This window comes from Planctomycetia bacterium (assembly GCA_021413845.1).
Classification (GTDB): Bacteria; Planctomycetota; Planctomycetia; order Pirellulales; family PNKZ01; genus PNKZ01.
Map to the genome: position 1 here is coordinate 1 of JAIOPP010000032.1, position 11,429 is coordinate 11,429.

Consider the following 11,429-nt stretch of genomic DNA (forward strand, 5'->3'; position numbering starts at 1 on the left):
AGATCTCCAATTCCGCTTCCCGTAACTTCTGAATGATCTGCTCCACTTTCAAGCGCTTCGTCCCCATGATCGCCTCCCTTTTTCAAGTGATGGTCGTCAGTCTACGACTGACGACCGGACTCGTTTAAGGGGGGCAGGTCATCTACGTCGGCGCTCGATACGAATGCCAGATGCTAGATTCGTTCGGCCTGAAAGGGGAGAACAACGAATGCGGCGGGCTGTACTCGGTAAAGGCGCCGGACGTGAACATGTGCCTGCCGCCGCTCACTTGGCAAACGTACGACATCGACTACACCGCAGCTAAGTACGAAGGGGACAAGCTAATCACCAACCCGCGCGTGACGATCTCGCACAACGGCGTGCTCGTGCATAACGACGTGGAGCTTCCCGGAGAGCGTTCGACAACCGCCGCTCCCAATAAGCCGGGCCCCGACCCAGGCCCGATCTACCTGCAGGATCACGGCAACCCGCTCCGCTATCGGAACATTTGGGTTGTTGAGACCAAATGAACCAATCGAACGTACGACCGAGCCATTCCCGTCGGCTTGTTTCCCTGTGATTCATTCGTTGTCGTGAGTTCGACGCGACAGCCCTCAACGACGCGCTCGCCGTAGCCCCAGTCCTAGTGTTAGCGATCTATGTCGCCCTGCCGGAAGTCGGGCAAGCGTGACGGTCTGCACGCGCATCGCAGCGTGCCGCCTCGTATCGACGAGACCTACGACGTGCCGTTTTCGCTGGAGTGCCAAAGTTGCCGAGGGCACCCGATCTCGACCTAGACTTCCTTTTGCACGCTGTAACGACCGGAGTCAGAGGCCGAGTCTTTAGCGAGCCTTATACGACGATGGCATCGATCGAAGAGAAAGTATTTTTACCGGAACATCGCCGCGAGTGCGGTAAGCGATCGGCGGACGGTTTCCAACGTGCCGACGGCGACGAACGTCCGATAGCGATAATCCTGCGCTGCAAGGCGGTTTTCATCGCGAACACGAAAGACGCAATTCCACTTCGTCACTTTTTCCGTCACAAAGCGGAAGCGACCGTAGCCGGCTCGTTCATAACCGGCCGCGGGCTGATCGGGCGAGAATACGCCCATGGCATATGCCCCATCCGCCGTGGAAAACACGACCGGCTGCGATTGCTCGCCCGGACCGTCGTCCAGCGGACTTAGTATTCCCGTTGTAACGTCAAGTTTGTGAAATGTGCCGAACTCCACCGGCATATAGCCGGTGACGGCCTCGAATTGCGCAAAGCGGTGCTTCTCGCCTGACGGTAACGTGAAGGTCGCTTCGTACTCGATGACGTGCGGCAAGTCACGGTAGCCGATGCGAATTCGCTTTGCGATCCGATGTTCCGATAGCACGCGGTCATTCAGCGCCGGTCGGCCCGACGACTCGTCTCCCGGCGCGAGCCAGAAAGCGGGTTGAGTTAAAGTGCGAAGTTCGGCGCCCTCGGCTTGCAACCGTAACAACTTGCTTGACGACTTCGGGCCTGCACCGTCACGCCGGGAACCGGCCTCGGTCGGGTTGAAGCACTCGGCCCAAAATGGTCCCGGCGCGCCGCCATCGAAGCTGCATGCGGACTGGAGTTGGCGTCCGTGGTCGGAGCTGTCGATGAATTCCTTGCCGTTCCAGCGGAGCGAATCGACGGCGCCGGCGAGACGCTCGGTCGCCGTGATGACGATGTCCGACGAGCTGGCTCGACCTCGGATGGATATTCGCCCATCGATGAATTTCGTTTCGGCTGCCATCGTCGCGCCCGTCGCCCACAGCGAGAGAACGAGTAGACAACCGATCTTGGATCGAGCCGGCCTCGGCAACATCGCGATCACGGGGATATTCGCCGAAGGTCGACTCATGGGTTTGCGGTGACGACGACGAAAGCGCGCTTCATGGTTCCAATTCCTTTTGTTCGGGATTCCCCGAATGGTTCAAGCCTAGGACCGACCCACGTCCGGTCAGATCGCCATCGTATCCGTTCGCTGCGAATACGGCCGACATGGAGCGAATCTTTCCGGTTTTCCTGCCGCCAAGCCGTTCTCGTTGGTTCCAGGATCCGGAGCCACACTTCGTCGCCGGTTTCTTCTTCGCCAATGATGGTACTCACAGTTGTTCTGGTTTCGTAAGTGGGCCACTCCGTCAAGCGCCGTCCCACCGCGCGATGGAGCTTCACGATCAGCAAGGGCTTTCGGCACTGGCATCGTTCGACTTGCAAGTCAAGCACCGCGCACGACTTGAAGAATCTTCGTCCCGTGCTTCGCCACCAGCGACGGTCCGACGCCGGGGACCGCGAGCAAGGCGGCCTCATTTTTGGGGCGCGACGTAGCAATCCCCGACAGCGCCTTGTCGGTCATAATGCGGAATGCGGGGACACGTTTTCTCTTCGCTTCGCCCTTGCGCCAAGCTCGCAGCGCTGCGTCGAGCGTCGACGATCGCGGCGTGGCCGTCGCTGCTTTTTTCTTCCTCCGGGTTTTCGGCTTCGCTCGCGAACTCGGCCCCTTTCTGCGGGGTGCCTGCTGGGTTGGGACTTGGATCGCGACCAATAAGCGTGTGCGGGATTTTTCGTCGATCCGTGTCAGCGTCAGCCGGTAAAACGGGATTGATTGACCGTCTTTCTCGAACACATCGGCGCGGAGGATGACCAGCCCGGCGCGGCCGAGCGCAGAGACGAGCGTCTCGAAGTCACGGCGTTCCAGCGCAGCCCCCTCGTTGCGATGGAGCGTGCCGACGGACTGGTCGTTCATCCGGGCGAGCGCGTCGAGGATCGCCTGCAGGACGGCGGACTCCGCGTCGGTGGGCGCGCGGAAGGCCTGCACGACGCAGTCTGCGGAGGCGCAGTTGTCGCATAATCCGCAGGGCGTGCCGGGGTCGTCGTCATCGCCGAAGTGACGGACGAGATGCACCATACGGCAGCCGTGCGCTTGCGCGAAGCGTGCCATCTGCTCGGACTGCGCCAGCCGGTGCAAAATCTGCGCTTGATACGACGGCGCCCAGGCGTCGTTACCCCGGCGGAGCGACTCGTCGGGGTCGACGAGTACGCCGCCGTGGACCCACAATTTTTCTAGGGCGCGCTCGAAGGATTCTTCGTCCAACTTCGTGCGCGCCTGCACGGCCTGCTTCGGCTGCGGCGCGACGGTGAGCTTAGAAAAGATTTTGTTCAGCTCGTCGACGGGCGGGTAATTCTTTTCATGGAAGAATTCATTGGTTTTGCGGTCGACGAAGGAATGGAGCAGGACGGCGCGAGAGGGCTTGCCGTCTCGGCCGGCGCGGCCGATCTCCTGGTAATAGCCCTCGAGCGTCTGGGGGAGCGCCAAGTGCGCGACGGTCCGCACGTCGGCCTTGTCGATCCCCATGCCGAAGGCGACCGTTGCGACGATGACGTCGATCTCGCCGCGCAGGAAGTCGGTTTGCACTTGGTCACGGTCGGCGGCGGTCATGCCGGCGTGGTAGGCGGCGGCGGGCATGACCGCGCCGAGCTGCCCGGCCAGCGCGGCGGCGTCCTTGCGCGACGGTGCGTAGACGATCGCCGGCCGGTGCGACGGACTCGCTAAGAGCTTCCGGATCATGTCCATGCGGTCGGGGCGCGAAACCTCGACGACTTCGATCGCCAGGTTGCTCCGGCGGAAGCCGTGGATGAAGCGGTTGTCCGATTGGAGGCCGAGCTGGGCGATGATGTCGCGCTGGACGACGGGCGTAGCGGTCGCGGTCAGCGCGATGACCGGCGCAGGGCGGAGCGAGGGGAGCCGTTGCCCCAGCATGCGATATTCGTAGGTCCGGAGCGACAAGCCCGTTGTGGCGCTGCAAGACCGACAACGGCCATGAGCCGGTCGCCGCACTCGCCGATTTCGTGGCCGCGGTCGACAGCGTGCAACCTTCGGAAACGAGGGTGCCGGTAGCGCGCAATGCTATCTATCGAGTGCGACGCGGCGATCAAGAGATCGTCGTCGAGATCCTTTATCGATCCCGTGAAGTTACGGACGGCTGGATCGTGCGCCGATTCATCGACGGCGAGACCTTCGCGACTCACGAGCGCGATGTAGTCGGACGGGCCGCCGTAGGTTGAGAATTAAATCATTGTCGACTGGGGATGCTCGACAATGCAGAGCCGGACGACATGCATCCGCTCCATTCAAAGCGGTCGGAACATTTCAAACGGCTAACCATCGCTTTGAACGCCTGGAGTTCGATGATGTTTTGACATTGATAGGTGAACAGCATCAAATCGAACGAGTCGTCGCGGGCCACGATCTCTTCCGCCGGTCGTGCCCAGAGCAGTCGCTCCTGGTCGCCGAATCGATAGTAGATTGCATCTGCGAGAACTAGGTCGCTGAGGATTTCGTCGAACGTCACGAAGGCTTGAGTATGCATGGGTCGTCTTCTCAGTTCGCGTCGCGGTGTAGTAGCAAACCCGATAGGCTAAGGAGCAATTGATGCGCCTCGATCCTGCCGGGGATTTGACTACATAGCCTCGCAAGCATTTGCCTTAAAGAATGCTAGGTTCGCGATCCCCCGGCAGCCCGTCCGTCTTGATTTTCGGTAACTCGATCAAGTAACACTATGCCCGATGAATCTCAAAGCGAGCGTTCCGCTCCGATCCCTTCGCACCCGTTTCGTTGGTTTCCCGAGTTCTTAGAACTCGGCCGGCGCCGAATGCACTCGCAAGCTCGGCTACTGGGACTTTCGCTCGTCGTCGGCGTGATCGCCGGGCTTGGCGCGATCTTGTTCTATTGCGCCTGCCAGGTCGTGGCGCATTATTCGCTCGACCTTGTTGCCGGCTATCGCCCTGAGTCGCCGCAAGGCGAGCAAGAACTATTCGCCGCGACATCGACGGTGTTCAGGCCGTGGCTGCTGTTGATCGTGCCGACGATCGGCGGGCTTATCAGCGGCTGGATCGTCTACACGCTCGCCCCCGAGGCGGAGGGACACGGCACTGATGCCGCAATTGCGGCCTATCATTTCAAACAGGGGGAGATTCGGCCGCGAGTGCCGCTGGTGAAGATCGTGAGCAGCGCGCTGACGATCTCGAGCGGCGGCTCCGGTGGACGCGAAGGGCCGATTGCGCAGATCGGCGCCGGCTTCGGATCGTTTCTCGGTACGATCTTGAAGCTCCGCCCGGCGGAACGTCGCGTGTTGATGGCGGCCGGCATGGGGGCCGGCGTCGCGGCGATCTTTCGTGCACCTCTCGCGGGTGCGTTGTTCGCGGCCGAGGTGCTTTACTCGTCGCCCGACTTCGAATCGGAAGTCATCATGCCGTCGGCATTGTCGAGCATCACGGCCTACTGCACGTTCGGCGCGGTGTTCGGCTGGTCGCCGCTCTTCAAACTATCCCCCGAGCAGTTAAGCGTCTTCACGTTCGACAATCCGTTCGAACTCGTGCCCTATACGCTCTTGGCGTTGTTCGCGGTGGTGCTGGCGATGCTCTACACTCGCACATTCTATTTCACCACCTATCTCTTCAAGCAACTGAAGATTTCGCGCAAACTGGTGCCGGCGGTCGGTGCGCTGGCGACCGGAGCGTTCGGGCTCTTGCTTTACTACGGCTTCGGCGAAAGTCCGCGAATGTTGGCCGTCATGTCGGCAGGTTACGGCAGCTTGCAAGACGGTATGACGATGGTTCCCGGCGACGAAGGCAACCTGCGACTGGCCGCCGCAATGCTGACGATCGCCGTCGGCAAGATCATCACGACGAGCCTCACGATCGGCAGCGGCGGCTCGGGCGGTGTGTTCGGACCGTCGATGGTCGTCGGCGGTTGCGGCGGCGGAGCGCTTGGAATTCTGTTCCACCGATTCTGGCCGGCGATGGCGCCGCATCCGTCGGCGTTCGTCATCGTCGGCATGGCGGGCTTTTTTGCGGCGGCGGCCAAGACGCCGTTTTCGACGCTCGTCATGGTCAGCGAGATGACCGGCAGCTACAGCCTCCTGTTGCCGACGCTTTGGGTCTGCACCATCGCGTTTCTGTTGTCCGACGAGCAGTCGATCTACAGTTCACAAGTTGCCGGCCGCGCGCAGAGCCCGGCCCATCAGGCGGAATTCGTGCGCGGTATGCTCAGCGGCCTCACGGTCGGTCGCTTCGTTACGATCGGAGAACCGTTCGGAGTTCTGAAGCCGCAGGAGAGTCTAGAAGCGGTGCGCACAAAGCTCAGCGCCGATCCACATGCCGTGTTGCCGGTGACCGATGACGCCGGTTGCTTGCTGGGCACGATCGGACTCGAGGAGGTATTCGTCGCTTTACGATTGGCCGACACGCCGACGCTGATCTTGGCGGCCGACTTGATGCGGACCGACGTCGTGCCGCTCACCCTCGACGATTCGATCGAGCGAGCTATGGAACTATTCGCCGAAAACGATCTGCTGGAGTTGCCCGTCGTCGATAGCCGCGAACAACGAGCCGTCGTCGGGATCGTCGGGCGAGCGAAAATCGCCGGCAGCTATCTCAAGCGGGTGCAAGGGACTGGGAGGTCGTCGACGAAGTAATGGTCGCGGTGGCATCGGGCGGGCCTGCATGACTAAGCGAGGTTACTTTTTCGCCCGCGTTCGAGCCGCCTTCTTCCGGCTTGTACGCGCGAGGCATGGCTTTGCGAACCCCCCTCCCTTCTTGCCCCTCGCGCGACGAAGCATGACTTGCGGTCGTGCCCGGTCCGGAGCCCGACTTTTTGCCTCCTTGCTCGACTTGTTGACCGTGACCCAGGCTCAAGTCTTGCCCTCGTACCTTGTCCGAGCGTTGACATGCAACTTACCGGGGCCTACTCACGTGATCCAGCCGACCCGTGACCGTTCCTCCGATCACCTCGTCAGCTTCGATCGCGGTAGACTCACGGCGAGCCCAGTCCTTCGAGAGTGCGGCTGCGCTTAGCGAAAGGAACATGAATCGCCACGCGCGTCTCGAAATCGAGTCTCGCAACGATCGACTCACGCGATCCATGAAAGAGCAAGCCACGCCGCCCGCGGCGGCACGAAACAAACTCATTCGTCAAGCGGCGTACACGACGTAGAGCACGGCGACGCCGATGACCGCGATTCCGATGCTGAAGCTGCCCGCGAATATCGCAAACAAACAAATTCCCGCGGAGCGATCTTCCCCGCAACTCGACGCCGCGTGAATGGCATCGGCGATGTTTCCGGCGCTTCGCCCGGCTGTGTCGATGCTCTTCGAGAGAGGCACCTGGGTCGCACTGGCTACGGACATGTTGAATCCTTTATTCGCGTGACGCCCCGAACTTGATTCGCCTGACGATCGCGAGAGATCGAGAACGAGACCGCCGATGGTGTGGCCTGTTTGCCCGTTGCAAACGAACACGCCTCAAAATGCTTGCGACCGAGCGGTTCGCAAAAGATATGCCGGTCTAGCATTCATCACCGGCGCGTGCCCGCGCACCGGAAATGCCGGACGGCGCAATTCGGAAGGCGGCCGGCGCTCGGCTCTTCGACGTGCAAGGCCTGCAGGATTTTGCAGTTCCTGCAAGAACCTGCAGCTCCCGCCATTCAATCCGAATCGGATCTGAAGCACTTCGCTGCCGATGACGACTTCGAGAAGAAACCCGCTCCTCTCTTGTGTGACGCTGCCTTGATCGGCCCGGCCCTCGATGCACAGACCTTCCTGATGAGGCGCCGCTTCCGACAACCGATCGACGGCACGGTCGTTGCTGTACTGGCCGTCCAAGCGGCCCTGTCGCTGAGTTTCGTGTCGCCGCTTCCGATGCGAGCGTTCCCTTCATTCGGCCGATGAAATACGAGCCGACGGGAGACTTGCAACGAGCTTTAACCGGCGAATTCGCTACCGATCAAAGGAAGACGTTCCATGGCTGAAGGAGTGATCAAGAGGCTGGCGGAGAAAGGCTACGGGTTCATCAATACCGGGAACAATCAAGACCTGTTCTTTCATTCCTCCAACGTACAAGAGGTCACGTTTGCCGATCTGTACGTCGGCCAAAAAGTCATGTTCACGGAAGGACGCGGTCCGAAAGGTCCGTGCGCAGAACAGGTCAAGCCCGTTTAGGGTTAGATTATCGATTCGTTACGTCGAAAGAGTCGATAAGTCGGTAAGAGATGGACCGTCGGCGCCCACCGAACTCCGCTACCACTGGTATGGCTCATGTCAGGACTGCCGGTCGACGACCCCCATTGGTCGAGATTCTCCTCGGCATTAAACGGATCGCCGCCACGAGGAGGACGACTGTCAAGTCTTCGACGTCGGCGATGCGGATCGTTCGCGTTTCCGATTGCGTGCCGGCATGAACGTCACGAGCGGTGACTTCGATACGCCGCTACGAGCACCTGACCGATTCGTTCCGGAAGCGGTACGTTGATTAACGCTGCGGCCCATGACTGAGTTTCTGCACCGACCATCGGCGCAGTTTAGTCGAGCTGGTCGATGTATTCAGCGCTTTCGCCCTGGAGTTGGCTCTACTGCCGGAAGCACCGGCTTCGCTGGCGAAGGACTTGCTTTGAGAACACGATGACGCGGCCGGTCGTCAGCGTCGCATCGGAAAGAGGAACGCGATACTCGGTCGCGACCGGGCAAGAACATTCCGCGACATCCGGATGCCGGACGGTCGCACCCGCTAAGTTGTGCGACGATCGCCGAATAGGTCTATTGAACGGGTACGAGCACCGCTGGGTCGGAAATACGAGCAACCACGGGTGATAGTACTCGAGGCAGAGCAGTTGCGCAGAGAGCATCGAAGGAATCATGTTTCGCGTCAAAACGGACAAAAACACCGAGACCTTCTCGACCGCGGAACGGATCCTCTTGGCCGCGCTCTTCATGGCGCTTACGGCGAGCTGCGTGTCGCTCTATCTGGTGTTTCAGGAGCGTCACCTGGTCGATTCCTGGCACGAGAACGGCGAGACACATTCGCCGACGAGCATTCGGTCACTCCAGCGACGACTCGATTTACAGGTGCTCACGGGCACGGTCGTACTCGCCATCTTGCTGTTCTGTCACATCGCCTTTTGGCGGTTGAGGCGGAGATTTCTGCTGAGCCAACAGTCGCTACGCCACGTGAAGATGCTGGCCCATGACATCCTAGCAAGCATGGACCGAGGGGTCGTGACGATCGACTGCGAAGGGGTCATCACGAGCATCAATTCGGCCGGCATCAAGCTGCTTGGAGTCGACTTCGAATGCGTTGGAGCTCCGGTGAGTTCGATCTCTTTGCCGGAGACGCCTTTGGTGGAGGTCTGCCGTGAAGTCATGCGGAACCTCGTCCCGATTTGCGATCGAGATACGCAACTCGAGCGAGGGGGACGTTTGTCGCAACTCCGCCTCGACGCGCATGTCTTGAAGGATGGCGAAGGAGCGGTGATCGGCTGTGCCGTCCATCTGCGAGATGTGACCGAACGCATGCTCTTGGACGAACGAATGCGGCGGATGGAGGGCTTTCTCAGCATGGCTATGCTGGCAGCCGGACTCCATCACGAGATCAAGAATCCGCTCACCGCTTTGAGTATCCATCTGCAACTGTTGGACGAAAGCTTGTCGGCCGGCGCAGGCGACTCGCGCGTCGGAGAATTCGTAGGTGTCCTGAAAACGGAGGTCTATCGGCTTAACGGCGTGCTGGAAAGATTCCGTAGTTTTGCGAACCTTCAGCAACTCGTGCTGCAATCGAGCGACGTTCTAGAAATCGTCGCAAACGTCATTCGCCTGATCGAACCTCAAGCGGCGCAGCAAAACGTTCGCATGACTCTTGCCAAGCCCGAGCGGCAACTACCCGTTGCACAATTGGACCGGGACAAGATCGAACAGGCGGTCTTGAACGTCGTGATCAATGCCCTGGAAGCGATGCCGAACGGCGGGAACCTGGCGATCAAAGTCGCAGAAGAAGACGGCAGAATACGTATCGCGGTCGAGGATTCCGGGACGGGGATCTCGCCCGAAGTCCAACGCAACCTCTTCCGGCCGTATTTCTCGACGAAGAGCAAGGGGAGCGGAATCGGCTTGGCGCTCAGCGAAAAGTTCATCAGTCAACATAAGGGACATATCGAATATCGTACCGGCAAGCACGGGACGGTGTTCGAGATCGTACTCCCATACGAACAGGCTACCGGAAGTCCATGAGCAACCGAAACTTTCGCATTCTGATCGTCGATGACGAGCCGAACATCCGGACCGGCTTGGCGAAAGCGCTGGAACGAGAGGCCGACCATGTCGAGACCGCCGAAGACGACGGCACGGCCCTCGCGCTCTTTCGCAAACACGGTCACCATCTCGTGATTACCGATCTGAGAATCACCGGACCTCGCTCCGGTCTCGAGCTCATCAAGGTGATCAAGCATGAACGTCCGGAGACCTTGATCTTCGTCATCACGGCCCATGGTTCCATCGATACCGCGGTCGAAGCGATGCGGGAGGGAGCCCATGACTACATCAGCAAACCGGTCGACATCGAGATGCTGCGTCTCCAAGTCCGCAATGCTTATGAGCATCACCGGCTGGTTCAAGAGAATCGACTGCTGCGAGATCGTTTGACGGTCGCCGGCGAACTGCCGGAAATGATTGGCCATAGCGCGGCGATGCACGAAGTCTTCGATCGAATTCGGCAAGTCGCCGACACCGATGTGACGGTGCTGATCTACGGCGAAAGCGGGACGGGCAAGGAGCTCGTCGCCCGAGCGCTGCATAACTTGAGCTCCCGAAGTCAACGTCCGTTCATCGCCGCGAACGTCAGCGCGCTCCCGGAGACTTTGATCGAGAGCGAACTGTTCGGCTACGAAAAAGGAGCGTTCACCGGTGCGCAGCGAGATAAACCCGGCTGGTTTGAAATGGCCCACGGAGGAACTCTCTTTCTCGACGAGATCGGCGAGATGTCCCCCAAGACCCAAGTCGATCTCTTGCGGGTTCTCGAGAAACGCGAACTACGCCGCTTGGGCGGCCAAGAACTCATTCCTCTCGACGTCAGACTCGTCACGGCGACGCATAGTGAAATCGGGACCTTAGTTCGGGAGGGAAAGTTTCGGGAGGATCTGTATTACCGCCTCAATGTCGTGCCGTTGCGCACACCTCCTCTGCGTGAACGGCGCGATGACATTCCGCTGCTCGTGCAGCACTTTCTCGCGCGCTCCAGCGAGCGGTTTCGCAAAGAGACGAAGGAAGTCGCCGGCGCCGCAATGAACGTCTTGTGCGGCTACCCTTGGCCCGGCAATGTTCGACAGTTGCGAAACTGCATGGAACGATTGACGGTCACCGTCGATGGTCCGACGATCCATAACGAGGATTTGCCCGAAGAGATGCTCGCAACGCCCAGTTCGACCACGGGAACTTTGGAACAAGCCGTTCAACAAGCGGAGAAAGCGGCGATCCTCGCGGCGTTGAAGCAATGTAATCAGCACCGCGAGCGGGCGGCGGCACTTCTCGATATCAGCGTCCGGAATCTGCATTACAAGATGAACCGACACGCCTTGCAGTGACGTCTCCTTCGGCACACTGCAAGATCT

Annotated in this window: 10 protein-coding genes; 6 read left to right on the plus strand and 4 right to left on the minus strand. The window is 60.0% G+C overall.

All coding sequences use genetic code 11. The features are described 5' to 3' along the window. The first annotated feature begins 140 nt into the window (after nt 1–140). A complete protein-coding gene (locus tag K8U03_07015) occupies nt 141–509 on the plus strand; it encodes a DUF1080 domain-containing protein (protein ID MCE9604639.1) in 369 nt (122 codons plus the stop codon). A gap of 359 nt (nt 510–868) precedes the next feature. Here the strand turns inward: K8U03_07015 and K8U03_07020 are convergent, their stop codons facing one another. Together K8U03_07020 and K8U03_07025 are read right to left on the minus strand one after the other, a co-directional pair. Further along, entirely contained in the window at nt 869–1,855 is a 987-nt protein-coding gene (locus tag K8U03_07020) for a hypothetical protein (protein ID MCE9604640.1), read from the minus strand. Nucleotides 1,856–2,212: 357 nt separating this feature from the next. Next, the gene (locus K8U03_07025; protein MCE9604641.1) at nt 2,213–3,754 is read right to left on the minus strand and encodes an HRDC domain-containing protein; all 1,542 of its coding nucleotides are present in this window, start codon (nt 3,752–3,754) and stop codon (nt 2,213–2,215) included. A 32-nt stretch (nt 3,755–3,786) separates the two neighbouring features. Here K8U03_07025 and K8U03_07030 point away from each other — a divergent pair, with 32 nt between their 5' ends. Then, complete coding sequence (locus K8U03_07030) at nt 3,787–4,059, plus strand: hypothetical protein (protein MCE9604642.1); 273 nt, start codon at nt 3,787–3,789, stop codon at nt 4,057–4,059. Nucleotides 4,060–4,067: 8 nt separating this feature from the next. Here the strand turns inward: K8U03_07030 and K8U03_07035 are convergent, their stop codons facing one another. Next, complete coding sequence (locus K8U03_07035; GenBank protein MCE9604643.1) at nt 4,068–4,364, minus strand: hypothetical protein; 297 nt, start codon at nt 4,362–4,364, stop codon at nt 4,068–4,070. 189 nt (nt 4,365–4,553) lie between these two features. On the opposite strand from K8U03_07035, the gene K8U03_07040 reads away from it, so the two are divergent. Beyond that, nucleotides 4,554–6,470, plus strand: a complete 1,917-nt coding sequence (locus tag K8U03_07040) for a chloride channel protein (GenBank protein ID MCE9604644.1) — start codon at nt 4,554–4,556, stop codon at nt 6,468–6,470. A gap of 496 nt (nt 6,471–6,966) precedes the next feature. Here the strand turns inward: K8U03_07040 and K8U03_07045 are convergent, their stop codons facing one another. Continuing rightward, entirely contained in the window at nt 6,967–7,182 is a 216-nt protein-coding gene (locus K8U03_07045; protein MCE9604645.1) for a hypothetical protein, read from the minus strand. 612 nt (nt 7,183–7,794) lie between these two features. Between K8U03_07045 and K8U03_07050 the strand changes: the two genes are divergently transcribed. From K8U03_07050 to K8U03_07060, 3 genes are all read left to right on the plus strand, one after another. Further along, complete coding sequence (locus tag K8U03_07050; GenBank protein ID MCE9604646.1) at nt 7,795–7,992, plus strand: cold shock domain-containing protein; 198 nt, start codon at nt 7,795–7,797, stop codon at nt 7,990–7,992. 693 nt (nt 7,993–8,685) lie between these two features. Then, nucleotides 8,686–10,053 (plus strand): PAS domain-containing protein, encoded by a 1,368-nt coding sequence (locus K8U03_07055; protein MCE9604647.1) that lies wholly within the window; start codon nt 8,686–8,688, stop codon nt 10,051–10,053. Then, the gene (locus K8U03_07060) at nt 10,050–11,402 is read left to right on the plus strand and encodes a sigma-54 dependent transcriptional regulator (GenBank protein ID MCE9604648.1); all 1,353 of its coding nucleotides are present in this window, start codon (nt 10,050–10,052) and stop codon (nt 11,400–11,402) included. The genes K8U03_07055 and K8U03_07060 overlap by 4 nt, the downstream gene beginning before the upstream one ends. The last annotated feature ends 27 nt before the right edge of the window (nt 11,403–11,429 follow it).

Coding starts and splice junctions, on each gene's coding strand:
- K8U03_07020 (MCE9604640.1), bottom strand. CDS start 1,855: ATGAGTCGACCTTCGGCGAATATCCCCGTGATCGCGATGTTGCCGAGG.
- K8U03_07025 (MCE9604641.1), bottom strand. CDS start 3,754: ATGCTGGGGCAACGGCTCCCCTCGCTCCGCCCTGCGCCGGTCATCGCG.
- K8U03_07035 (MCE9604643.1), bottom strand. CDS start 4,364: ATGCATACTCAAGCCTTCGTGACGTTCGACGAAATCCTCAGCGACCTA.
- K8U03_07040 (MCE9604644.1), top strand. CDS start 4,554: ATGCCCGATGAATCTCAAAGCGAGCGTTCCGCTCCGATCCCTTCGCAC.
- K8U03_07045 (MCE9604645.1), bottom strand. CDS start 7,182: ATGTCCGTAGCCAGTGCGACCCAGGTGCCTCTCTCGAAGAGCATCGAC.
- K8U03_07050 (MCE9604646.1), top strand. CDS start 7,795: ATGGCTGAAGGAGTGATCAAGAGGCTGGCGGAGAAAGGCTACGGGTTC.
- K8U03_07055 (MCE9604647.1), top strand. CDS start 8,686: ATGTTTCGCGTCAAAACGGACAAAAACACCGAGACCTTCTCGACCGCG.
- K8U03_07060 (MCE9604648.1), top strand. CDS start 10,050: ATGAGCAACCGAAACTTTCGCATTCTGATCGTCGATGACGAGCCGAAC.